General features: G+C 63.6%; 19 protein-coding genes. 11 read left to right on the forward strand and 8 right to left on the reverse strand.

The window, feature by feature from the left end; all coding sequences use genetic code 11:
* Positions 1-24 precede the first annotated feature (24 nt).
* Both N0B71_RS27280 and N0B71_RS27285 read left to right on the forward strand, forming a co-directional pair.
* Positions 25-891: an MBL fold metallo-hydrolase gene (locus tag N0B71_RS27280; RefSeq protein ID WP_259756197.1), complete on the forward strand. Its 867-nt coding sequence runs from the start codon at positions 25-27 to the stop codon at positions 889-891.
* 176 nt (positions 892-1,067) lie between these two features.
* Positions 1,068-2,339, forward strand: a complete 1,272-nt coding sequence (locus N0B71_RS27285) for an OprD family porin (RefSeq protein ID WP_259756199.1) — start codon at positions 1,068-1,070, stop codon at positions 2,337-2,339.
* A 141-nt stretch (positions 2,340-2,480) separates the two neighbouring features.
* On the opposite strand, the gene N0B71_RS27290 is transcribed toward N0B71_RS27285, so the two are convergent.
* Positions 2,481-3,689, reverse strand: a complete 1,209-nt coding sequence (locus N0B71_RS27290; protein ID WP_259756200.1) for an ammonium transporter — start codon at positions 3,687-3,689, stop codon at positions 2,481-2,483.
* 403 nt (positions 3,690-4,092) lie between these two features.
* Here N0B71_RS27290 and N0B71_RS27295 point away from each other — a divergent pair, with 403 nt between their 5' ends.
* The 5 genes from N0B71_RS27295 (at position 4,093) to N0B71_RS27315 (ending at position 7,795) form a co-directional block, all read left to right on the forward strand.
* A complete protein-coding gene (locus N0B71_RS27295) occupies positions 4,093-4,410 on the forward strand; it encodes a DUF883 family protein (protein ID WP_259756202.1) in 318 nt (105 codons plus the stop codon).
* 15 nt (positions 4,411-4,425) lie between these two features.
* Complete coding sequence (locus N0B71_RS27300) at positions 4,426-4,806, forward strand: phage holin family protein (protein WP_259759689.1); 381 nt, start codon at positions 4,426-4,428, stop codon at positions 4,804-4,806.
* Complete coding sequence (locus N0B71_RS27305; RefSeq protein WP_259756204.1) at positions 4,803-5,147, forward strand: hypothetical protein; 345 nt, start codon at positions 4,803-4,805, stop codon at positions 5,145-5,147. The genes N0B71_RS27300 and N0B71_RS27305 overlap by 4 nt, the downstream gene beginning before the upstream one ends.
* A gap of 81 nt (positions 5,148-5,228) precedes the next feature.
* Entirely contained in the window at positions 5,229-6,395 is a 1,167-nt protein-coding gene (locus N0B71_RS27310; RefSeq protein WP_259756206.1) for an EAL domain-containing protein, read from the forward strand.
* Between the two features lie 68 nt (positions 6,396-6,463).
* A complete protein-coding gene (locus N0B71_RS27315) occupies positions 6,464-7,795 on the forward strand; it encodes a deoxyguanosinetriphosphate triphosphohydrolase (protein WP_259756207.1) in 1,332 nt (443 codons plus the stop codon).
* Positions 7,796-7,808: 13 nt separating this feature from the next.
* Here the strand turns inward: N0B71_RS27315 and N0B71_RS27320 are convergent, their stop codons facing one another.
* Positions 7,809-11,390, reverse strand: coding sequence for a transporter substrate-binding domain-containing protein (locus N0B71_RS27320; protein WP_259756208.1), 3,582 nt, complete (start codon positions 11,388-11,390; stop codon positions 7,809-7,811).
* A gap of 65 nt (positions 11,391-11,455) precedes the next feature.
* Entirely contained in the window at positions 11,456-12,082 is a 627-nt protein-coding gene (locus tag N0B71_RS27325; protein WP_017519319.1) for a response regulator transcription factor, read from the reverse strand.
* An 803-nt stretch (positions 12,083-12,885) separates the two neighbouring features.
* Here N0B71_RS27325 and N0B71_RS27330 point away from each other — a divergent pair.
* Positions 12,886-13,302 carry a response regulator gene (locus tag N0B71_RS27330; protein WP_259756210.1) on the forward strand — a complete coding sequence of 139 codons (417 nt, stop codon included), beginning with the start codon at positions 12,886-12,888 and terminating at the stop codon, positions 13,300-13,302.
* Here N0B71_RS27330 and N0B71_RS27335 read toward each other — a convergent pair.
* Complete coding sequence (locus N0B71_RS27335) at positions 13,283-13,630, reverse strand: YggL family protein (RefSeq protein WP_259756211.1); 348 nt, start codon at positions 13,628-13,630, stop codon at positions 13,283-13,285. The genes N0B71_RS27330 and N0B71_RS27335 overlap by 20 nt on opposite strands.
* 246 nt (positions 13,631-13,876) lie before the next feature.
* Between N0B71_RS27335 and dacB the strand changes: the two genes are divergently transcribed.
* On the forward strand, positions 13,877-15,313 hold the full coding sequence (dacB, locus tag N0B71_RS27340) for a D-alanyl-D-alanine carboxypeptidase/D-alanyl-D-alanine endopeptidase (RefSeq protein WP_259756212.1): 1,437 nt from the start codon (positions 13,877-13,879) through the stop codon (positions 15,311-15,313).
* 38 nt (positions 15,314-15,351) lie between these two features.
* Here dacB and N0B71_RS27345 read toward each other — a convergent pair whose 3' ends face one another.
* Together N0B71_RS27345 and rlmKL are read right to left on the reverse strand one after the other, a co-directional pair.
* The gene (locus N0B71_RS27345) at positions 15,352-17,763 is read right to left on the reverse strand and encodes a sensor domain-containing diguanylate cyclase (protein WP_259756214.1); all 2,412 of its coding nucleotides are present in this window, start codon (positions 17,761-17,763) and stop codon (positions 15,352-15,354) included.
* Positions 17,764-17,864: 101 nt separating this feature from the next.
* Complete coding sequence (gene rlmKL, locus N0B71_RS27350) at positions 17,865-20,048, reverse strand: bifunctional 23S rRNA (guanine(2069)-N(7))-methyltransferase RlmK/23S rRNA (guanine(2445)-N(2))-methyltransferase RlmL (protein WP_259756215.1); 2,184 nt, start codon at positions 20,046-20,048, stop codon at positions 17,865-17,867.
* Between the two features lie 483 nt (positions 20,049-20,531).
* Here rlmKL and rmf point away from each other — a divergent pair, with 483 nt between their 5' ends.
* Positions 20,532-20,750 carry a ribosome modulation factor gene (gene rmf / locus N0B71_RS27355; RefSeq protein WP_081519407.1) on the forward strand — a complete coding sequence of 73 codons (219 nt, stop codon included), beginning with the start codon at positions 20,532-20,534 and terminating at the stop codon, positions 20,748-20,750.
* A 102-nt stretch (positions 20,751-20,852) separates the two neighbouring features.
* Here rmf and N0B71_RS27360 read toward each other — a convergent pair whose 3' ends face one another.
* Both N0B71_RS27360 and N0B71_RS27365 read right to left on the reverse strand, forming a co-directional pair.
* Positions 20,853-21,878 carry a quinone-dependent dihydroorotate dehydrogenase gene (locus N0B71_RS27360; protein ID WP_259756217.1) on the reverse strand — a complete coding sequence of 342 codons (1,026 nt, stop codon included), beginning with the start codon at positions 21,876-21,878 and terminating at the stop codon, positions 20,853-20,855.
* 53 nt (positions 21,879-21,931) lie between these two features.
* Entirely contained in the window at positions 21,932-22,153 is a 222-nt protein-coding gene (locus N0B71_RS27365; RefSeq protein WP_259756219.1) for a DUF2835 domain-containing protein, read from the reverse strand.
* 146 nt (positions 22,154-22,299) lie between these two features.
* Here N0B71_RS27365 and N0B71_RS27370 point away from each other — a divergent pair, with 146 nt between their 5' ends.
* Positions 22,300-23,181 (forward strand): DUF6685 family protein, encoded by an 882-nt coding sequence (locus N0B71_RS27370; RefSeq protein ID WP_259756221.1) that lies wholly within the window; start codon positions 22,300-22,302, stop codon positions 23,179-23,181.
* Positions 23,182-23,186 lie beyond the last annotated feature (5 nt).

Here is a 23,186-nt window from a genome sequence, read left to right on the forward strand (position 1 = left end):
CCGCTCCACGAAAAGGAAATTTCGATGCGCCTGCTATCTCTTCTGCTGGCCGGGCTGTTCGCCGTCACCGGCCTGACCGCCCACGCTGCCGACTTGCGTTTTTCGCTGATCCGCACCTCGGGCATCACCACCCTGGACGCGTTTACCGTGGCGGGCGGCGACTGGACCCAGAAGGTCCCGATGAACCACACCGCCGTGCTGGTCCAGCACCATGCCGCCACCTTCCTGTTCGACACCGGGCTGGGCAGCCAGGCGGATGCGCAGTTCAAGCAGGACATGCCCTGGTGGGACAAGCCACTGTTCCGCTACGACGGCCTGAAACCCGCCCGCGACCAGTTGCAGGGCAGCGGCATTTCCATCGATCGCATCATCCTTTCCCACGCTCACTGGGACCACGCCTCGGCCCTGTCGGACTTTCCCGACGTTCCGGTCTGGGCGACCTATGACGAGATCAACTACGCCCATATCGCCCAACCGCCGGCGGTCTTTCCCAGCCAGTTCCGCCATCCGGTGAAGTGGGTGCCCTTCCAGTTCGACTCCGGCCCCTTCCTCAGTTACGACCGCAGTCTCGACCTGTTCGGCGACGGCAGCCTGGTGCTGGTGCCCATGGCCGGCCATACGCCCGGCGCGGTGGGCCTGTTCATCACCCTGGATGACGGGCGGCGGTTCTTCTTCAGTGGCGACACCACGTGGCGCCTGTCCGGCTTCACCGGGCCGCACGAGAAGTTCTGGATCAGCCGCAACATGGTGGACAACAACCGCGAGCAGACCCTCGCCGAAGTGGCCCGCGTGCACGAGTTGATGCGTGCCTACCCGAACCTCACGGTCATCCCCGCCCACGACGCCCAGGTGCAGGACAAACTCGGCTATTACCCGCGCTGGATCCAGTAGGAGCCACGCCAGTCGCCACTCAGCGCTTCATTAGCCAGCTTACTAATCAGCGACTAAGGTCTAAGAGTCGTCAACATTCGGTAATGATTTAGTAGATAGGCTGTAACAGATCGACATGCCGGCCTGATCCAACCGGCATCACCGAACTGCCCCAAGCGCTCGAGGAGACAATAACAATGAGCAAGACCCCGATCGCCCGTGCCGTGGCTTTGTCCACGCTGGGTACCAGCTTTATCCTTCCCACACTGGCCCACGCCGACTTCATCAAGGACAGCAAGGCCAGCGTCGAACTGCGTAACTTCTATTTCAACCGCGACTTCCGCCAGGACAGTCCTGCCCCTGCCCAGAACAAGGCCGAGGAATGGGCCCAGGGTTTCATTCTCAAATACGAATCGGGCTACACCGACGGCACCATCGGTGTCGGCGTCGACGCCCTGGGCACCCTGGGCCTGAAGCTCGATTCCTCGCCTGACCGCAGCGGCACCGGCCTGCTGCAACGCTCTTCCAGCGACAAGCGCGCCGAGGACAGCTACGGCGACCTGGGCGTCACCGCCAAGCTGCGTGCGTCCAAGACCACCCTCAAGGGCGGCACCCTGATGCCGAAAATGCCGGTGGTGCAGTTCAACGACACCCGCCTGATGCCGCAGACCTTCAGTGGCTTCGCCCTGAACTCTGCCGAACTCGATGGCCTGACGGTGGACGGCGGCCGCCTCTACCAGGTGAACCAGCGCGATTCCTCGGACTACGAGGACATGACCATCACCGGCGGCGGCAAGCGCAACATCAAGCTCGGCGATAGCCTGACTTCCAACAAGTTCCTGTTCGGCGGCCTCACCTACAAGTGGACCGACAGCCTGAGCACCAGCTACCACTACGGCGGTCTGGAAGACATCTACAAGCAGCACTACCTGGGCCTGATCCACGTGCTGCCGATCGCCGACAAGCAATCGCTGAAATCCGACATCCGCTGGGCCAAGTCCGATGACGACGGCGGCAGCAACATTGACAACAAGGCGCTGAACGCCATGTTCACCTATGCCCTGGGCTACCACGCCTTCGGCGTCGGCTACCAGAAGATGAGCGGCGACACCGGATTTGCCTACATCAACGGTACCGACCCCTACCTGGTGAACTACATCCAGATCGGCGACTTCGCCAACAAGGACGAGAAGTCCTGGCAGGCGCGCTACGACTACAACTTCGCCGGCCTCGGCATTCCCGGCCTGACCTTCATGACCCGCTACGTGAAGGGCGACAACATCGACCTGATCACCACCGATGGCGAAGGCAAGGAATGGGAACGCGACACCGACATCGCCTACGTCTTCCAGGACGGCCCGCTGAAGAACCTGGGCGTGAAGTGGCGTAACGCGACCATGCGCACCAACTACACCAACGACTATGACGAGAACCGTCTGATCGTCAGCTACACCATGCCTCTCTGGTAACCCTGGCAGCGAAACGAAAAAGCCCGGCATCTGCCGGGCTTTTTTTGCTCTGCGTAGGAACGAGCTTGCTCGCGAACCGCCTGATGCCGTTGCTGCCCGTGAGACTGTTCGCGAGCACGCTCGCTCCTACGGCCTTGCGTCCTAGTCCTGGCTGAGCGCCCCGATCTTGTGGATCGACAGGTCCGCGCCGTAGTACTCCTCTTCCTTCGTCAGGCGGATGCCCACCGCGGACTTCACCAGGCCGTACACCAGCAGGCCGCCAGCGAAGGCCACCACCACACCCAGCAGCGTGCCGATCGCCTGGCTGGCCAGGCTGACCCCACCCAGGCCGCCCAGCGCCTGCTGGCCGAAGATGCCACAAGCGATGCCGCCCCAGGCGCCGCACAGGCCGTGCAGCGGCCAGACGCCGAGCACATCGTCGATCTTCCAGCGCACCTGGGTCGCGGTGAAGGCCCAGACGAACAGCGCACCGGCCACCATGCCGGTGGCCAGCGCGCCAACCGGATGCATCAGGTCGGAACCGGCGCAGACCGCCACCAGCCCAGCCAACGGGCCGTTATGCAGGAAGCCCGGGTCATTGCGCCCCACCAGCAACGAAGCCACGGTGCCGCCGACCATCGCCAGCAGCGAGTTCACCGCCACCAGCCCGCTGGCGCCGGCCAGGGACTGCGCGCTCATCACGTTGAAGCCGAACCAGCCGACGATGAGGATCCACGAACCCGCCGCGAGGAACGGAATGTTCGACGGGGCGAAAGCCACCAGCCTGCCCTCGCGATAACGGCCATTGCGCTGCCCGAGCAGGACGACCGCCGCCAGCGCCAGCCAGCCGCCAAAGGCGTGCACCACCACGGAGCCGGCGAAATCATGGAAGGACGCGCCGAATTCGGCTTTCAGCCAACTCTGCAAGCCGAAATTGCCGTTCCAGATCAGCCCCTCGAAGAAGGGATAGACGAAGGCCACGATCAACGCCGTGGCGCACAACTGCGGGCCGAACTTCGCACGCTCGGCGATGCCGCCGGAAATGATCGCGGGAATCGCCGCGGCGAAGGTCAACAGGAAGAAGAACTTCACCAGCGCGTAGCCGTTCTCATGCGCCAGGGTCGCCGCCGGCTGCAGGAAAGTGACGCCGTAGGCGATCCAGTAGCCGATGAAGAAGTAGGCCAGGGTCGAAATGGCGAAGTCCGACAGAATCTTCGACAGGGCATTCACCTGGTTTTTCAGGCGCACCGTCCCCACTTCCAGGAACGCAAAGCCCGCGTGCATGGCCAGGACCATGACCGCGCCGATCAGGAGGAACAGCGTGTTGGAGCCGTGGACCAGCGTCTCTACGGCACTATTGAGGTTTTCCATCGCTACAGGCAGCCCCGGAGGTCAAGGGGAAAGCACCAAAACGGCTCGCGACGCCCCTCGACGCACCACACTGAAGCAGTGGCGCACCAGGCAGGCGCCGAGCGCTGATCCAGATTGGCCCACGGGCCATCCGAACGGCGTCGCAATTTCTTGTACTTCCTTATGTTTTTCAGTGGTTTGAGCGTCGGTTCCCGGGCTTTGGCAGCACCGGAAACGCCCCGCCATGGGGCGCTCCGCTCTCCATGCGCACCAGGGAAATGCAAGCGGCATACCACCGGCGAAACAATCAACGACTAGGCTTTCACTCGCACGGCAAAGCGGCTGCGCCGCGAATTTATGAGAAACTTTCCAGCCACCCCGGGGCTCGAAATCTAGGAACCTCAACCCGCACAAGGAGCATCACATGCCTCGCAAGACCGCAGTGAACGCCGCCAAGGATGAACTCCTGGCCGAATTCCAGGCCCTCGTCAGCGACACCGAGAAACTCCTGCAAAGCTCCGCCGAGCTGGCCGGCGCTGAAGCCGACCAGATGCGCGAGCAGATCCACGAAAGCCTCAAGCGCGCCCGCGACGCCATCTACTCCACCAAGGATTCCGTGCGCGACCAGGGCAAAGCCGCCGTGGATGCCACCGAAGACTACGTGGGCGATCACCCGTGGCAGGCCGTTGGCATTGCCGCCGGCGTCGGCTTCCTCCTCGGCCTGCTGGTCAGCCGGCGCTGATTCATGAGCGACGCCATGGATGCCGGGCCGAAGACCTCGGCCAACTCCCCTTCCCCGCGGCGCTTCGGCGCCGCGATCCTCGGCCTGCTGCATGGGCACGTCGAACTGCTCGGCATCGAGTTGCAGGAGCAGAAGACCCGCGGTGTGCAGATGCTGCTCATGGCCGGCCTGGCCCTGGTGTTCGCCCTGCTTCTGCTGGTGGCGCTGTCGGTACTGGTATTGATCCTGTTCTGGGACAGCTACCGCGTGCAGGCCGCTATCGGGCTGTGCCTCTTTTACGTGTGCGGCAGCCTGGTCTGCGCCTGGCGACTGCACCTGCTGGTCAGCGACGAAAGCTCGCCATTCAGCGCCACGCTGGAAGAACTGGCCCGCGACCGGGAGCGACTGTTGCCATGAGTGAAATGCCTGACGCCCGCAACCTGACCCGCGCCGAACTGCGCAAGGCCATCGTGCGCCTGCGCCTGGAGATGCAACGCCAGCAGATTCGCCAGGAGGGCGAATTGCTCCTGCATCCGTTGCGGCAAGCCCGCAGCCTCGGCCAGAACGTTCGCGGCAGCTTCAGTAGCAGTACGCCGCTGTGGGGTGCCGGCGGCGCCGCCGCCCTGGCTTTGCTGCTGGGCCGCAAGCGCCGCTGGATTCGCCTGCTGCGCCTAGGGATCGCGCTGGCGCCGATCATCCTGCAGATGCGCAAGAAGCCCGAGCACCAGGACCCACCAGCCCCTTCGACGCATCTCTGACGCCCAGACTGGCCACATTCTTGCAACGCGACAGGACACAGCGCTTCGGCGCCTCCTGTCACGCCACTAAGGATGTGTCCCTTGATCGACGGGCAACCCATCGCCTGCTTCCAGCCCTTCATCGACACCGCGACCGGCCTGATCGCGGGGGTCGAGGCACTGGGGCGGTTGCGCCAGGACAACGGTGACCTGCAATCGGTCGGCCCGCTGTTCTTCAACCCGCGAGTCGGGCTCGCCGAACTTCGCCGCCTAGACAGGCAGATCCGCGACGCTGCCCTCGCGCGTATCCACGAGGCGCCCAAGGACTGGTTCCTCAGCCTGAACATATCGCCGCGCTGGATCAGCCGCCTGCGCCCGAACCAACCGCTCCCCAGCCTCAAGCAACTCCAGCAGCAAGGCGTACCGCCGGAACGGGTGGTATTCGAGATCACCGAACTGGGCGGGGCCCACCAGCGCCTGCCGGAAGTGGTCGCACGCTATCGTGACGCTGGTGCCCGCATCGCCATCGACGATTTCGGCGCCGGCTATTCGCAATTGGACCGGGTCCTGGCGCTGCAGCCGGACATCCTCAAGTTGGACATGCGTCTATTCCAGGAGGCCGCTCGGGGCGGCCCCAGCGGCGAGGTGGTGAAAGCCCTGGCGCAGATGGCCGAGAAGACCGGTTGCTGGATCATCGCCGAGGGCGTGGAAACCGAAGAGGAAATGGACTTCGCCCTGGAGTGCGGCGCGCGCTACGTGCAGGGCTACCTGTTCGCCAAGCCGGCGCTGGACTTCCCCGCCAGCGATGCCTTCCGCGACGCCTTCGCCCAGCGCCGCGATCACTACGTCAAACGCAAGTTGCAGGAGCGCTCGAACCTCATCCAGTTGCGCCAGCAACTGGCCGAACTGATGAACATGCTGCGCCCCTGGGCCGAGGGCGGCGCGATGCTCAGCAGCCTGCCACCGGCACCCGAGTCCTTCAGCCGATTGCTGCGCATCTACCAATGCGACCGGCACGGCACCCAGACGTCGCCCAACCTGGAGTGGAACGGCCTGTTCTGGAAAGAGAACCGCCGCTACCTGGGGCACAACTGGTCCTGGCGCCCGTACTTCTACCAGTTGCTCGCCGAAGGCTGGGAGGAGCGCCGCCTGACCCTCTCCAATACCTACCGCGACGCCACCACCAACCAGTACTGCATGACCGCCGGCCAGTTCATCGACCAGGGGCGACGGCTCCTGCTCATCGATATCGACGCCGAGGGCCTCTAGCGCGCGATTGAGATTGCCGGCGCGAACGGCTAGCGTTGCCGGTAACTCTCTCGATTGCGGAACGAAGAATGGATTGGCACACCCTGCTCCCCCGGGAACGTCTCGGTAAACCCGTGCACAGCAGCGCCGAGCTTGGCCGCAGCGCCTTCCACAAGGATCACGATCGCATCATCTTTTCCGGCGCGTTTCGTCGCCTGGGGCGCAAGACCCAGGTGCATCCCGTGTCGAGCAACGATCACATCCACACCCGCCTGACCCATTCGCTGGAAGTCGGCTGCGTCGGCCGTTCGCTGGGCATGCGGGTGGGCGAAATCATCCGCGACCGCCTGCCGGAATGGTGCGACCCGGCGGACATGGGCGTGATCGTGCAGTCCGCGTGCCTTGCCCATGACATCGGCAACCCGCCGTTCGGCCACTCCGGCGAAGACGCCATCCGCCACTGGTTCCAGCAGGCTGCCGGGCGCGGCTGGCTGGACGGCATGAGCGAAGAGGAACGCTCCGATTTCCTGCACTTCGAAGGCAACGCCCAGGGCTTCCGCGTCCTCACCCAACTGGAATACCACCAGTTCGACGGGGGCACCCGCCTGACCTACGCCACGCTCGGCACCTACCTGAAGTACCCCTGGACGGCGCGCCATGCCGACTCACTGGGCTACAAGAAACACAAGTTCGGCTGTTACCGCAGCGAGTTGCCGCTACTGGAGCAGATCACCCACAAGCTGGGCATGCCGCAGTTGGAGAACGAACGCTGGGCCCGTCACCCACTGGTCTACCTGATGGAGGCCGCCGACGACATCTGCTACGGTCTGATCGACCTGGAAGACGGCCTGGAAATGGAGCTGCTCGACTACGCAGAGGTCGAATCGCTACTGCTCGACCTGGTGGGGGACGATCTGCCGGAAACCTACCGTCAGCTCGGTCCGAAGGATTCGCGCCGGCGCAAGCTCGCCATCCTGCGCGGCAAGGCCATCGAACACCTGACCAACGCCGCCGCACGCGCCTTTGTCGAACAGGAACCGGCCCTGCTCGCCGGCACCCTGCAAGGCGATCTGGTGGAGCACATGCACGGCCCAGCCAAGCGCTGCGTACAGCGCGCGAAGGGCATGGCACGGGAGAAAATATTCCAGGACAAGCGCAAGACGCTGCACGAAATCGGCGCCTACACCACCCTGGAAATCCTGCTGAACTCCTTCTGCGGCGCCGCGCTGGAGCAGTACCGCCAGAGCACCCCATCATTCAAGAACCAGCGCATTCTCGATCTGCTCGGTAACAATGCGCCGGATCCCGACTGGACGCTGTACCGCGCGTTCCTGCGCGTCATCGATTTCATCGCGGGCATGACCGACAGCTACGCGACCGAAATGGCTCGCGAGATGACGGGGCGCTCCAGCCCGAGCTGAAGCGCTCCAGGGGTTAGGCGGCGAGCTTGCGCAACTGGTGCAGGAGATCGTCCTGCAGGGAAGCCATGGCTTTCTCCACCGCCAATGCGCGGGTGAGCACTTCCTGGCTGTCCAGACCGTCCTTGCAGCCGCCTTCCAGCTTGCCGCACAGCTCCTGGAGCGCGTCGGCGTTGACCAGCCGCGCCGCACCTTTCATGCGGTGGGCCAGGTCGCCCAATTGCTTCCAGTCACCGGCCGCCCATAGCGGCTGGACCTGATCGATGTCGACCTGGTTGCTGCTGTACAGCTCTTCCAGCAGCCGGCGGATCAGACCGGGATTGCCACCGGTCATCTCCTTAAGGGACCGCAGGTCGAAGCCCTCGGTCCGCTGCTCCACTACCGGCGGAGTATCGGGTGTCGAGATCTTCGGCACTGCCTCCAGCCGCAGACGCAGGTTGTCCAGGCCGATGGGCTTGAACAGGCAGTCGTCCATGCCGGCACGCCGGCAATTCTCGACCTCATCGGGTTGGGCGTTCGCCGTGAAGCCGTAGATCACGCAGGGCTTGGCTTCCATTTCCTGCTCCAGCTCACGAATCCGCTTGGCCAGATCATAGCCGTTGAGCACCGGCATGTTGCAGTCGGTGATCACCAGGTCGAAATCGTCCGGATGCCATAGCTGCAACGCCTGCACACCATCGGCCGCCACTTCGATCTGGTGCCCCAGGTGCTCCAGTTGCTGCGACAACAGCATCCGGTTGGCGACGTGATCGTCGACCACCAACACCTTCAGTGAATGAGTCGTCCTGGGCACGACCAGCGCCTGTACCGCATCGCCTTCCGGCAGACTTTCCAGGGTCTGGAGCAACAGCCGCACCGTGACCGTGGTGCCTTCGCCCGGGCAACTTTCCATGCGCACTGTGCCCCCCATCATCTCCGCCAGCTTGCGGCAGATGGTGAGTCCCAGCCCGGTGCCGCCACGACTGGTGTCGCCACTGCGGGCGACCTGACTGAAGGGCTCGAACAGCTGGCGCTGTTCATCCTCGGAAATGCCGATCCCGCTGTCCTGCACACTGACTTCCAGAGCCAGGCGCTCGCCGGCGACCCGCTCGCCGCAGACGCGGATCTTCACATGTCCGATGTCGGTGAACTTGATGGCATTGCTCACCAGGTTCGATAGGATCTGCTTGAACCGCAACGGATCGATCAGCACATCGCAGGCGGCCTCGGCCTCGATTTCCAACCTGAGCTCCAGCGCCTTCTGCCGGGCCAGCCCATCGAACACCCGGGCAACCGACTCCACTAGCTCCCGCAGGTGGGCACGCTCGGGCATCAGGGTCAAACGGCCTGACTCGATCTTGGCGACATCGAGAATGTCGCCGATCAGGGTCAACAAGGAACGCGCCGAATCGTAGGCCACTTCGACCGGCTCACGCTCCCAGTGCCCCTGGTCCGCACGGGTCAGCGCCAGCTCCAGCATGCCGATGACCGCGTTCATCGGCGTACGGATCTCGTGGCTCATGGTGGCGAGGAACGTGCTCTTGGCTCGGTTCGCCTCTTCGGCCTGCTCCTTGGCAGCCTCGAGCTGGTGATGCAGCCGCTCCCGTTCGGTGACGTCGATCCAGCCCGTCACCACGCCGGACAGTTCGCCGCCCGGGCCATGATAGGGCGTAGCCCAGTAATGGATTTCACGCACATCCTCGCGAATCGGCAGAATCAGATCGGAGGCCACCTTGCCATCCTGCTCCATCGCTTGCTGATGGATCTGCTGGATCACCTTGGCGTCCTGCGGGTCCAGCCATGGGCTGTCGCCCACCTGAGTCCCGACGACAGTCTCGCTAGCCATGCCGGTCTCCTTGAGGAAACCGATATTGCAGGTGACCAGTCGCCCATCCCGGTCACGCACAGCCACCGGCTGGGGAATCCCATCGATCAGCGCGCGCTTGAATTCGAGGCGGTAGTTGAGCTCGCGCTCGGAGTCCTGGCGGCGACGAACCTTCAGCCACAGGCACCAGTTCCACAGCAGCAGCAAGAGCAACAGCACTGCCGCGCCCCAGGCGAACTGGATGAATTGAGTGCGGTAGCCTTCCCAGATGCTATCGGGCTTTTCCACGCTGGCTGACCAGCGCGTGACGATATTGCTCATGTCCTCGGGGGAAATCGCCAGCATCGCCTTGTTCAGGATGCCAAGCAGCTCAGGGGACGATTGGGATACCGCCATGGAAAACTGGCCCGGCTCCATATCCAGGCCAAGCGCCACACGCAGGTCGGGGTAGTAATGCGAGATCAGGTAGTTGGCGGACGACAGGAAATGAATGCCCGCATCCACCTTGCCCTCGCTGATCATCGCCAGGTCATCGACGTTGTTCTCGACCTCCACCAGCTTCACCAGGGGATGGTGCTCGCGCAGGAAGCTCGCCAGGAACGAGCCCTTGGGCACCGCCACCCGGTGCCCGTCCAGATCACTCAGCGAACGTAACCAGTGGCTTTTCCCGGAAACCACGACCACGAAGGAAGCAGTCATGTAGGGACGGGTAAAACCGAACCACTCCTCACGCTCCGGGGTCGGCGTCAAACCGGCGATGATCTCGGCCTTGCCCGCGCGGACCTCGTCCATCATGGCAGTGACACTGGGCTGCGGGCGCACCTCGAATTCGAGGCCGGTGCGGCTCTGGATGAGATCCAGCAGGTCGGCGGCAATACCGCGGAACTGTCCCTGGGCATCGATGAACGATACCGGGGCCAGTGCCTGGTCGATGGCCACTACCGGACGCGGATTACGCTCAAGCCAACGCTGCTCCCGGGGGGTGAGAATCAGCCGCTGGTTGGCAATCGAGAAGGCCCCACCCGGACTCCAACGCCGCTGGATGGTAGCCCGGGCCTGGGGCGGAATGGCGACGAGGGTGCGATCAAGGATGTTCAGTAACTCGGCGGCAGACGCCTTTACTGCAAAGCTGAAGCCCTCCCGATCGAAACCCGCGAAGTTGAGCGGTTTGAGATTCGACAGGTATCCCTGACTGATCAGGTACTGCGCGCTGAACGCATCGCCGACGTACAGATCTGCCTGGCCGAAAGCCACAGCCTCAAGCGCGCGGCGCACCGACTGATAGCTTTGAATGGTCGCCCCGGACAGGTACTTGTCCCGCTCATCCACCGAGAAGTAGTCGCTCACCACCGCGATACGCTTTCCCGACAACTGCTCGGCGCTGTCCAGACGCAGGCCCTGCGGGCCGATGACCACCGGCTGATTGGAGAAATACGGGTGGGACAGGGCAACATCCGGATGCGTCGCCTCATAACCGGTTGAGCGGCTGAGCATGTCGATGTCGCCCCGCTCGAGTGCTCCCAGGGCGGAATCCCGATCCGGGTAGCGGCGCACCTCCACATGGATATTGAGCGTGTCGGCGATGACGCCGGCGAAGTCTGCCGTAATGCCTTCGAGGTCCGTGCCGCTGGCGGTGATGTCGAATGGCGCGTAGTCCGGGGCGGTCACGCCCAGGCGCAGAACACGCTTGTCACGCAACCACTGCCAGTCAGCATCGTTCAGATGCACCTTGACCGGCCCGTCCGTCGAACGAGCCAGCAGGTTCATCGAGGTCCAATCGCGCTGCTCCGCCATTCCCCATCCGCAACAGATGAGTAGCAATACACCAACGAGGAAGCGGAAGCGGCACATCACACACCTCAAACCAGCGCGTTTCGCTTGGCGAACTCGATCAGGTCGACCAGCGAATGCGCGTTGAGCTTCAGCAGAAGACGGGTCTTGTAGGTGCTGACCGTCTTGTTGCTGATGAACATCTGCTCCGAGATTTCCTTGTTCGAATAACCGTTGGCGAGATATTGGAGAACCGCCATCTCACGGTCCGACAGGCGCTGGATCAGCTCCTGATCATCCATCTGCCCGTTATTGCGGCGGGTCTGTCGAACGGCCGTACTGGGGAAATAGTTGTAACCGGCAACCACCGCATTCACCGCACTGATCAGTTCCGCCAGGCCACCCTGCTTGCAGACGAAACCCGAGGCGCCAGCCTGCATGCAACGCATGGCGAACAGCGAGGCACTCTGGCCGGTCAACACCAGCACCTTGAGCGGCAGCTCGAAGGCAGAGATACGGCTGATCACCTCCAGGCCATCGAGCCGGGGGATGCCAATATCCAGAACGACCAAGTCAGGAACCAAATCCTTGACAAGCGAAAGCGCGTCCACACCGTTGTCGGTTTCACCAACGATGACGTGGCCTTCCTTTTCCAACAGCACACGCATCGCCATGCGTATGACTGGGTGATCATCGACAATTAGAACTTTGCTCATCAGCTTCCTTCCTCAGACCCGTCGAAATGGATTTCCTTCGTCATCGGTAAGATATAGGCCGCTTCTATTCTGTCGAGATTGGCCACCCTCAATAATTGCGATTAGAGGAATTTCCTACACAACAACTAAATAATTCCTACAAGTAACCCTAAGCGACCCGGCATCTTCAGCCCTATAGCAAGAAGATTCCGACACCCGACGATAGATAAGCTGACTCTGTTTCCTGAAAAAACTCGTCCTTATCTCTGCACATCCCACCTTTTATTCCGCCACCATGCTCCCGAAGTTCTCTTTACAATCAGGTTTTATCGTTCATCACATAGCGACAATGGCACCCGGTCAAAACCCCGGCACTGGAACATTCCAGCTGAAGCCTAAGGTTGCAGGAATGCTGGGCGCCGCCATCCTAGAAAATGGGATAACGACAGGGTGTTCGCAGATAGCTGACTTCCATCACATTCACTACCAGCCAATCCCCACAGGGCAAGGTAATTATTCTCCCCGCCTGTCAAACAAGGTAGAGAAAATCGCAACGCTACAGTTGGGACCGAAGGAACTCGCGAACAGCAATCAAGTTAGCCAATCATTAATCCAGACTGACAAACACGAAAGTAAAAACCGAAAAGCAAATCCGCGCACAATTTCCACTGACGCATTAAAAAGCAGAAGACCCAGCAAGCGCATACCGGCGAATTGGCTTAACTCAGTATTCGCGAAAGCCCAACAGAAGCAATTTGCGCCACAGGTGAGTTGAAAAGTTGGCAACACCCGATGGCGACCTGCAACTTCCTGGAGCCCCATCTGTGCAAAATAATAAATTCAGCATTCTGGTTGTCGAAGACCACCCCTTCCAACTGATCGCCGCGCAAATGCACTTGAACCGGCTGGGTTTCTTCAGGTTGTCCCCGGCACTGGATGCCAGCGAAGCACGCGAGGAGTGCGCGCGTCGCAGCGAGCCGTTCGATCTGCTGCTATGCGACATCAACCTACCCGGCACCGATGGCATCGAACTGGTCTGCGAGTTGGCCGAGGCGGGGAGCATTCGTCAGGCAGTCCTGTTGAGCTGCCGTGACGAAGAAGAACTGCTCGCCCTGCTGGAGACACTCAGAGCGCGCGGCCTGCCGGTGCTCGCGTGCCTGCCCAAACCGCTCGATCCATGGGCGCTAATGCGCGTCCTGGAAGCGGACGAGAGCCTTGCACTCACTGGCCCGGCGGATTGACCGGCTGGTCCGGGTACCAGGCATCGACCAGCGGACCGACAGTCGCCTCCGCCAGTTCGGGCTGCTGTTTCAACCACCCTTCGACCCAATCCCGCTGCTGCGCAGTGACTGAGCCGCGCCGCGCCAGGCAAATGAATCCGTACTCGTCACAACCGCTGTAGACCAGATCATTCGGCTCGACGGCGTCGGCCGCGAAACGCTGCATGAATGCGCCGATAGTCTCCTCGTTCTGCCCCTGCTTGTAGTTGAAGCTCAACTCGAATCCGAGCTCCTGGAATTCATCGACACACAACTTCTTGCGTAAACGACGGGAACGTTGGGTGGCCATCCGACTCTCTCCTCAATAGCAGCATCCGCTATTCGATGTAGTTGCGTTTCCAGAACTTGCCCAAACGCTGTCCTGCAGGGTTTTTCCCGAGACGATCGGTATTCGAAGGTCTGCGCATCCTGGAACGGCTTGCGGCATAATGTGCCGCAGCTCCCGGTCCAACAGGGAGTATTTCATCTGTAGTGTTGCGCTTCATCTTTTCATTTTTTCAAGTCAATGCCCGACCACTGGGATGTCACCTTTTCTATGTTCAAGTCTCTGCGCGTCCTCGCTCTCGCTACCTTATTGCCCTTCGCCTTGCCGGCCGTTGCCCAGATCAACACCACCCTGCCCGAACGCGTACAGAAAGCGCTGCGGGCCAGCAAGCTCACCGACGATGCCCTGTCGCTGGTGATGATTCCGCTGGAAGGCCCCGGCAACGCGACCTACTTCAACTCCGACGTCTCGGTGAACCCGGCGTCGACCATGAAGCTGTTCACCACCTACGCCGCGCTGGAAATGCTCGGCCCGACCTACCAGTGGCAGACCGAGTTCTACACCGACGGCCAGCTCAAGGACGGCACCCTCAACGGCAACCTGTACCTCAAGGGCGGCGGCGACCCGAAGCTGAACCTGGAAAAGCTCTGGCTGATGATGCGCGACCTGCGCGCCAATGGCGTACGCACCGTCACGGGTGATCTGGTGCTGGACCGCAGCTACTTCAACATTCCGCAGCTGCCGGTGTTCAACGATGACGGCGGCGACGACAACAAGCCCTTCCTGGTCGGCCCCGACTCGCTGATGGTCAATTTGAAGAGCGTGCGCCTGGTGATCCGCACCGAAGGCAGCAAGGCCACTGTGCTGATGGATCCGCCGCTGGCGAACGTTCGTATCGATAACCAGATCCAGGTGAGCAAGGCCGCAGCGTGCCCGGCCTGGCCGAAACTGCGCTTCAACCCGGTGACCCAGTTCGACGGCACGTCGCTAGTCGCCACCGGGCAGATTCCCCAGGGGTGCAGCGCTCAGACCTACATGTCGCTGCTCGAGCACCCGGCGTACACCGCTGGCGCCGTGCGCGGCATCTGGCAGGAGCTGGGCGGCAGCATCCTCGGCAAGGATCGCGAAGGCGCGGTGCCGAAGAACGCCACCCTGGTCGCCCGCGCGATGTCGCCGGACGTGGTGGAGATCATCCGCGACATCAACAAGTACAGTAACAACACCATGGCCCGCCAACTGTTCCTCTCGGTCGGCCGCCAGTACCGCAACGGCGCCGACGCGGACGACGCCCAGGCTGCGCAGCGGGTGATTCGCCAGTGGCTGGCGCGCAAGGGCATCACCGCGAGCCATCTGGTGATGGAAAACGGCTCGGGCCTGTCCCGCGACGAACGCGTCAGCGCCCGCGAGATGGCGGCCATGCTGCAAGCCGCATGGCACAGCCCCTACGCCGCGGAATACATTTCCTCGCTGCCGATCGTGGCCAAAGACGGCACCATGCGTAAACGCCTGCGTGGCACGCCCATGGCCGGCGAAGCCCACGTGAAGACCGGTACCCTGAACACCGTGCGCGCCCTCGCCGGCTTCAGCCGCGACGCCAACGGCCGCACCTGGGTGGTGGTGGCGATCCTCAACAGCAACCGGCCGTGGGGCGCGTCCTCGATCCTGGACCAGGTGTTGCTGGACCTCTACAACAGCACCAAGCACTGACCCACGCGAACCCCGGCCCGATGGCCGGGGTTTTCGCATCAGGCTTCCACCCGCTCCAGCCGATCACGCCCGAGCCGCTTGGCACGGTAGACCGCCCTATCCACCTTGCGCATCAGGTCGTCCGCACTCTCTCCAGGGCGCCAGGACGCCACGCCGAAGCTCGCTGTCACGATCCCCACCCCCTCCATCGGCTGGCTGCGCAGGGCCTGCCACAACGCCTCGGCCAATTGCCAGGCCTGGTCCGCGGTGCTGCCCGGGCAAAGCACCACCAACTCCTCGCCGCCCAGGCGGCAGAACACATCGACCTTGCGCAGACGCTGCGCGATCCGCTGGCACAAGGTGACCAGCACGACATCACCGGCCTCGTGGCCGAAGCGGTCATTGATGTTCTTGAAATGGTCGATGTCGAACATCACCAGGGACAGTGGCTCGCAACTACGGGAGCAGCGCGCCATGGCCTGGTCGAGTTGCTCCTTGAAGTAGCGGCGATTATGGATCCCGGTGAGCGCATCGGTGACCGACAGCCGCCGCAGCTCCAGCTCCGCCTCCTTGCGCCGGGTGATGTCGGTGGCGATGCCCAGGTAGCCCGTCGTATGGCCGGCCGAATCGCGGACGCCGGTGATGATCAGGTTGATCTTCAGTTGCCGGCCATCGCGGCGGATACAGGTCCACTCGTGCTCTTCATGGCCCTCGCCCACCAGCGCACCGACCACGTCGAACCCGCGAATCTCGCGCCCGAGCACGCTGGACAATTCGTGCGCGCGGCGGCGAATCTCGTCCTTGACGAACACATTTTCCGGCACGGGCCGCCCGATCACCTCATGGGCGCTGTAGCCGAACATGCGCTCGGCCCCCACATTGAAACTGCGCACGAAGCCACGCAGGTCGGTGGAGACGATGGCCACCTGGGTCGCCGCATCGAGCAGGCCGTGCAGACGGCTGTTCACCTCGCCCAGCTCCAGCTCGGCCGCCTTGCGCGAGCTGATGTCGGTCTGGGTGCCGATCATCCGTCGTGGCGCGCCGCTGTTGTCGCGCTCCACCACCTGCCCGCGATCGAGCACCCAGAGCCAGCGCCCGCTCTTGCAGCGCAGCCGGTGTTCGCTCTGGTACAGCGAGGATTCGCCGCGAAGGTGCCGGCGCAACGCATCGCAGCGCGCCGCCTGGTCGTCCGGGTGGACGCGGCTCAGGCTCTCATCGGTGGACGTGCCCACCTCGCTGTCGCGATAACCGAGCATGGCCTTCCAGGCGTGGGAATAGAAGACGTTGCCGGTATCCAGGCTCCAGTCCCAGACGCCATGCCCGGCGCTATCCATGGCGAAGTGCAGGCGCGCCTGGTTCTCCTGCAGTTCCAGTTGGTTCGCCCGCAGCTCGGCGGTGCGCTCGGCCACCAGCTGCAGGGCGCGCTGGCGCTGGCCGAGCAGCGTCAGCACGTAGCCGGCCAGCAGGAGCGAGGTCAGCCCGCCGGCAAACACCACCCACCATTGCGGGTGCCCCTGGTTGCGCCGGAGGAAGTCGCTGGAAGGCTCGACACGCACCAGATAGTCGCGGCCGGCGAACGGCAGGTGGCGCTCCGAGACCAGACCTGCCGTCTGGTCCGCCAGCACCGGGCTGCGATAAAGCGGCACGTCCGGGCGGGGATCGCCGGCATCGCGCAGGGTCAGCGCCAACTGCTCGCCCCGCACTTGCGAGCCCTGCTCGATGAGCAGACGGTAGCTGATCGCCGCCAGCAGGATGCCCCGGATGCCGACGCGCGTCTCCGCCGTCGGGCTGGACATCGCGCTGTTGCGATAGAGGGGGGCCGCCAGCAGCAGGCCAGTGGAATCCGCCGGTGGCGCGCCGGGCAACACCACCGGCATCGAGGCGGCCACCGCGCGCGTCTTCATCACCCGCTGAGTCAGCTCGCGCCCCGGCAGGGTGGAGTTGAGGTCCAGCCCCAGGGGCATCTCCTCCAGATATTCGGAGGCGCCATACAGGACAGGAAAGTAGCGCTCGCGAACCTGTGCCGGAATCGGCCGCCCCTGCAGGTCCAGCTCGAACAACATGTAGTCGAGCATGCCGGCAGCATGGGCGCGAGCCTCGAATGCGTCGCGCTGGCCCTGATCGACACGGGGCAGCCAGGCATACCCCAAGGTATCGCCGAGCAACGGACTGACGAAGTGTTCGAACTCCTCGCGGGAAACGTCCTGGGAGTTCTCGAAAAACCGCTGGATCGACTCCAGTTCGCTCAGTTGCGTCGACAACCGCTCGCGCACCCGGTCGATACGCTCATTGGCAGTGAGCACGAACTGCTGCTCCAGGGCCATGCGGGCATTGCGCCAGACATTCCAGCCCAGCAGCGCCGTCAGCAAAAGGCCCGCCACCAGCACCACAGCGGCGGCACGCAGGGCCTTCCTATGGCTGGCGACTCCCTGAGCGGCGGGCAACTGCTCGTAGGCCGGCAACTGAGTCATGGAGTTTCCCGTTCTCAGGAGTACTCAGTTTTTATAGCAGCCGATGGCCATTTGCCCAGCGTTGGCGCGACGCGCGGCCAAGGCCGCACGCCGCCCGGGCATCAGCGTACGGTGATACGCCAGGCGCGGTGGATCTTGCTGTTGCGGGCAAAATCCTGGTCCAGCGTCTGCGCGCTGATTTCCTCGACCTGGTAACGCGCGGCCAGGCCTTCATCCAGCTCGAACTTGCGGAAGTTGTTGGAGAAGTACAGGACCCCGCCCTTGGCCAGGCGCGCCATGGCCAGGTCGATCAGCTCGACATGGTCACGCTGCACGTCGAACACCCCTTCCATGCGCTTGGAGTTGGAGAAGGTCGGCGGATCGATGAACACCAGGTCGTACTCGCCGCGGTCCTCGCGCAGCCACTCCATCACGTCGCTCTGCAACAGGCGCTGCTTGTCGGAGAAACCATTGAGCGACAGGTTGCGCCGCGCCCAATCCAGGTAGGTCTTGGACAGGTCGACGCTGGTGGTGCTGCGCGCATCGCCCTTGGCGGCGTGCACGGTGGCCGTGGCCGTGTAGCAGAACAGGTTGAGGAAGCGCTTGCCTGCCGCCTCGCGCTGGATGCGCAGGCGGATCGGCCGGTGGTCGAGGAACAGGCCGGTATCCAGGTAGTCGGTCAGGTTGACCAGCAGCTTCACGCCGCCCTCCTCGACCTCCATGAAGCGGCCTTCGGCGTTCTGCCGCTCGTACTGCTTCTTGCCGGTCTGGCGTTCACGGCGCTTGATCACGATGCGCTCGGTGGGAATGCCCAGCGCCTGCGGCAGCGCGGCGAGCGCGTCAAGCAAACGGGTCTGTGCCTTCTCCGGATCGATGGACTTGGGCGCCGCGTATTCCTGCACATGCGCCCAGTCGCGGTAAAGGTCCACGGCCAGGGCGTACTCGGGCATGTCGGCGTCATACACGCGGTAGCACTCGATCTTTTCCTTGCGCGCCCACTTGCCCAGCGCCTTGACGTTCTTCTGCAGGCGGTTGGCGAACATCTGCCCGCCTTCGCTCAGGCGCGCCTGTTCGATCACTGCCGGGCCCTGCGCAGCAGTCGCTTCGCTGCGTTCACCCCGCTCGCCGGTCACGAACTGGCGCGGCTCCACGTCCAGCATGATCAGCTTGCAGGGCAGCGCGCCGTTGAAGAAGGCGTACTGCTTGTGGCTACGGATGCCCATGCGCTTGCCCAGCTCGGGTGCACCGGTGAACACGCCGGCGCTCCAGCCCAGGCAGCTCTGGCGCAGGCGTTCGCCCAGGTGCTGATAGAGGTACAACAGGCTGGCTTCGTCACCCAGACGCTCGCCGTAGGGCGGGTTGCAGATGATCAGGCCCTTCTGGCCCTTGTCCGGGCGCGGCTCGAAGGTGGCCAGCTCCCCCTGGTAGATCTTCACCCACTCGGCCAGGCCGGAGCGTTCGATGTTGTTGCGCGCCGGCTGGATCAGCCGCGGGTCCGCCTCGTAGCCACGAATCCACAACGGAGTCTTCGCCAGGCCGATTTCTGCACGCTGCTGGGCTTCCTCGATCAATTTCTTCCAGATGGCCGGCACATGGCCCAGCCAGTGGCTGAAGCCCCAGCGCTCGCGCTTGAGGTTCGGCGCGATATCGGCGGCCATCAGGCCAGCCTCGATGAGGAAGGTGCCGACACCGCACATTGGATCGGACAATGCGCCGCCTTCAGCGGCGATCTTCGGCCAACCGGCGCGAATCAGCACGGCGGCCGCGAGGTTTTCCTTCAGCGGCGCGGCGCCCTGCTGCAGGCGGTAGCCCCGCTGGTGCAAGCTATGGCCGGAAAGGTCCAGAGACAGCACGGCTTGGCCGCGATCCAGGTGCAGGTGCACGCGGATATCCGGGTTGACCTTGTCCACCGTCGGGCGCTTGCCGAACTCCGCGCGCAGGTTGTCGACGATGGCGTCCTTCACCTTCAGCGCGCCAAAGTGGGTATTGTCGATGCCCGAGCCCTTGCCGCTGAACTCCACCGCCAGGCTGCCGCCGGCGTCCAGGTGGTCGCTCCAGGGCACGGCGTTGACGCCCAGGTAGAGATCCTCCGCGTTGTTCACCGGGAAGCGCGACAACACCAGCAGCACGCGGTTGGCCAGACGCGACCACAGGCACAGGCGATAGGCCGTCTCCAGGTCGCCCTTGCCACGAATGGCCGAAACCTGGGCGCGCGCCTCGGTCAGCCCGAGCGCCTGGGCTTCCTCCAGCAACAGGCCGTCGAGCCCTTTCGGGCAGGTGAGGAAGAGATCGTGCAAATCCGCCATGCAAATAGTTCCTGGGCCCAAGCCCTTTCAGCAAAGCCGCTTACGGCCTTGTCGGCCACCTTTTGTTCATCCGCGCAAACGCAAAGGTGGCCCGTATCGTCATTTTCAGGGATGGGTCGGCGCGCCGGCCTGCGGCCTCGCGTCGCAGAAAGCCATCCCACTCGTCGGAACGAGAGGTGGTCTCAATTAGACACACATTCCTCTTGATCCTCGGCAAGCTCCCGCCCCTGGCGGGTTATGCCGTACTGGCATTTTGCAAACCCGACGAACCTTATGGCTTGAACCCATAAGAGTTACGTCCTTATGACAAATTGGTCATTCACAGCCCCGGAACCTTTCGATAGAACTCGGGTTAATCCTTCACCGCAACGGTGTCGGGCGGGGCGCGTCACGCCGGCAATGCGCTCCATTGGCGGAAATTTCCGCCCGGCCTCCCTGGGGGGCCAACGGGACATAACAGTCAACAAGTGAGGGCAATACCCTATGAGAAGACTTAAGCGTGATCCGTTGGAAAGAGCCTTTTTGCGTGGTTATCAGCACGGCATTACTGGAAAATCTCGCGACCTCTGTCCGTTTACCCATCCCACCACCCGGCAATCCTGGCTCAACGGCTGGCGTGAGGGCCGCGGCGACAACTGGGATGGTTTGACCGGCGCCGCCGGTATTCAACGAGTGAACCAATTGCAGCACGCAACAGGCTGAATCCAGGGTCACCCCCGACTTCCCCAAGCCGCCCCATCCGGGCGGAAAAGGGCGCAAGCCCCAGGGCTCCGAAAGGAGCCCTACTTATTTCTGCCTTCTGTCTTACCCGCGCTGGGCTGCCGCAATGGCATCCACCGCTTCGCGGATCAGCGCCGGGCCCTTGTAGATGAAGCCCGAATAAATCTGCACCAGGCTGGCACCGGCGGCGATCTTCTCGGCCGCGTGCGCGCCCTCCGTGATACCGCCGGCCGCGATGATGGGCAGGCGACCGCCCAGTTCACCCGCCAGCACCTTCACGATGTGAGTGCTCTTCTCGCGCACCGGAGCCCCCGACAAACCACCCGCCTCGTTACCGAACGGCAGGTGCTCGACGCCTTCGCGGCCGAGCGTGGTGTTGGTGGCGATCACCGCGTCCATGCCCGCGTCGATCAGCGCCGCGGCGACCATCGCCGTCTCCTCGTCGCTCATGTCCGGGGCGATCTTGATCGCCAGCGGCACACGGCGGCCGTGCTGCACGGCCAGGTCTTCCTGGCGCAGGCGCAGCGCTTCGAGCAATTGCTTGAGCGAATCGCCGAACTGCAGGCTGCGCAGGCCGGGGGTATTCGGCGAGCTGACGTTGACCGTGACGTAGCTGGCGTGGGCGTAGACCTTGTCCAGGCAGATCAGGTAGTCGTCCACCGCGCGCTCGACCGGCGTGTCGAAGTTCTTGCCGATGTTGATGCCCAGCACGCCCTTGTACTTCGCCGCCTTGACCCGCTCGATCAGGTGATCGACGCCGTGGTTGTTGAAGCCCATGCGGTTGATGATCGCGGTGGCTTGCGGCAGGCGGAAGATGCGTGGCTTGGGGTTGCCCGGCTGCGGGCGCGGGGTGACGGTGCCGATCTCGACGAAGCCGAAGCCCAGCTGGGCGAAGCCATCGATGGCATCACCGTTCTTGTCCAGGCCGGCCGCCAGGCCCACCGGGTTGGCGAATTCCAGGCCCATGACCTTCACTGGCAGGCTCTTCGGGGCCTGCGTCAGCAGGCCATTGAGGCCCAGGCGGCCACCGGCGCCGATCAGGTCGATGGACAATTCATGGGAAGTTTCCGGGGAGAGCTTGAACAGGAGCTCGCGGGCCAGGCTGTACATGGTCGGGCATCGGTCGGCAAAATGGGGCGCTATTATAGCCAGTCCGCCCTCGCTCAGGCGAGGCGACGCAGCGCCAGCAGCCGCCCGGAATCGTCGAATTCCAGCTCGAAGCTGCCGTGCACTCCGGAATGAGTGACGAATGGGCGCAGGTGATACGCCGGCAAATTGACCTGCCGACCGTCGCGACTGGTCACCTGGACCCGGTTGGCGTGCCCGCGGTAGAGCGCTTGAAGCCGATCCGCCGACAGGGAAATATCCAGCACAACGCACGCCATGGAGGCCTCCTGGAAATGAAGGACAGAATTTTGCCACAACGCATGCGCCAAACGGCGCCAGGGTTTTCTATGCTTAGGGCAATTCGCCGCGCCGGCCCGGCGCTTCCTGCACTGCCCAGCCAGCCTTCGGGAGCCTTGCGTCGTCCATGAGTCAACCACCTCGCCCCCGCAGCGTGACCAGCCGGCTGGCAGCCCTTGCCCAACGTCTGGGCATCGGCGCGACAGAGGGGCGGAATATCGCCGAACGCAGCCGGAGCCTGTCGCTGCCCTTCGAGCCCCTGCCCGACTGGCCCGCCGGCCTCGGCTGGCAATCCGGCCCGCCGCTGTATCGGTTGATCGACCTGCCGCGCGGCGCGCTCTCCGGCCCCGTGCAGGAAGACAAGGCACGCATCCACGCGGTGCTCAAGCGCCTGGTGACCAGCGTCCGCGAGGCGCATCCGGCGGTCGATGTGCGCAGCATCGACGGCCTGTGCTGCCGCAGCCTGCTCGACAGCCCGTTGGCCGGGCTGGAAGAGTTGTCCAACTGCGAGCAGTGCCGCAAGGTGCGGATCATCAGCTACAACGATTTCACCAAGGTGCTGGGTGTAGCCCTGCCCGGCTTCGAGCGCAAGGCGCCGTTGCAGTTGCGCAGCGCCGGCTGGCACGGCGCGCGGCTGTTCTGGGACGACGACAACCACCCCTGCGAACTGGCCAACGCGGTGGTGTATGCAAGGCGCCGCGGCCTGGAAATCATCCTGCCGGCGACTATCCAGCGCTTTTCGCTGGACAGCGTCGTGCTGGACGAACTGGCCCGGGACTTCCACATGCTCGCCATGCCGGCCAAGGCCTGGAGCGAAGCGGCGTTCATGGAGCTGCTGCTGGAAACCGGCATGCCCTACGCGCGCTTCGGCCTGTTCAATTCGGAGACCCCGGAAAGCCTGCTGCTGCCCAGGGACCATCCGCAATCGGATGCCTTCGGCCTGGGCCTGCGGGAAGCCGGCGCGCCCGACGTGATCGCCTACCTGCGTCGCACCGGCGGCACGGCCTGAGCCGC

The organism is Pseudomonas sp. GCEP-101 (assembly GCF_025133575.1).
In the GTDB taxonomy this organism is placed as follows: domain Bacteria; phylum Pseudomonadota; class Gammaproteobacteria; order Pseudomonadales; family Pseudomonadaceae; genus Pseudomonas; species Pseudomonas nitroreducens_B.

Bases quoted from the DNA above. Each gene is read 5' to 3' on its own strand.
- N0B71_RS27280 (WP_259756197.1), top strand. From the start codon at position 25: ATGCGCCTGCTATCTCTTCTGCTGGCCGGGCTGTTCGCCGTCACCGGC.
- N0B71_RS27285 (WP_259756199.1), top strand. From the start codon at position 1,068: ATGAGCAAGACCCCGATCGCCCGTGCCGTGGCTTTGTCCACGCTGGGT.
- N0B71_RS27290 (WP_259756200.1), bottom strand. From the start codon at position 3,689: ATGGAAAACCTCAATAGTGCCGTAGAGACGCTGGTCCACGGCTCCAAC.
- N0B71_RS27295 (WP_259756202.1), top strand. From the start codon at position 4,093: ATGCCTCGCAAGACCGCAGTGAACGCCGCCAAGGATGAACTCCTGGCC.
- N0B71_RS27300 (WP_259759689.1), top strand. From the start codon at position 4,426: ATGGATGCCGGGCCGAAGACCTCGGCCAACTCCCCTTCCCCGCGGCGC.
- N0B71_RS27305 (WP_259756204.1), top strand. From the start codon at position 4,803: ATGAGTGAAATGCCTGACGCCCGCAACCTGACCCGCGCCGAACTGCGC.
- N0B71_RS27315 (WP_259756207.1), top strand. From the start codon at position 6,464: ATGGATTGGCACACCCTGCTCCCCCGGGAACGTCTCGGTAAACCCGTG.
- N0B71_RS27320 (WP_259756208.1), bottom strand. From the start codon at position 11,390: ATGGCGGAGCAGCGCGATTGGACCTCGATGAACCTGCTGGCTCGTTCG.
- N0B71_RS27325 (WP_017519319.1), bottom strand. From the start codon at position 12,082: ATGAGCAAAGTTCTAATTGTCGATGATCACCCAGTCATACGCATGGCG.
- N0B71_RS27335 (WP_259756211.1), bottom strand. From the start codon at position 13,630: ATGGCCACCCAACGTTCCCGTCGTTTACGCAAGAAGTTGTGTGTCGAT.
- dacB (WP_259756212.1), top strand. From the start codon at position 13,877: ATGTTCAAGTCTCTGCGCGTCCTCGCTCTCGCTACCTTATTGCCCTTC.
- N0B71_RS27345 (WP_259756214.1), bottom strand. From the start codon at position 17,763: ATGACTCAGTTGCCGGCCTACGAGCAGTTGCCCGCCGCTCAGGGAGTC.
- rlmKL (WP_259756215.1), bottom strand. From the start codon at position 20,048: ATGGCGGATTTGCACGATCTCTTCCTCACCTGCCCGAAAGGGCTCGAC.
- rmf (WP_081519407.1), top strand. From the start codon at position 20,532: ATGAGAAGACTTAAGCGTGATCCGTTGGAAAGAGCCTTTTTGCGTGGT.
- N0B71_RS27360 (WP_259756217.1), bottom strand. From the start codon at position 21,878: ATGTACAGCCTGGCCCGCGAGCTCCTGTTCAAGCTCTCCCCGGAAACT.
- N0B71_RS27365 (WP_259756219.1), bottom strand. From the start codon at position 22,153: ATGGCGTGCGTTGTGCTGGATATTTCCCTGTCGGCGGATCGGCTTCAA.
- N0B71_RS27370 (WP_259756221.1), top strand. From the start codon at position 22,300: ATGAGTCAACCACCTCGCCCCCGCAGCGTGACCAGCCGGCTGGCAGCC.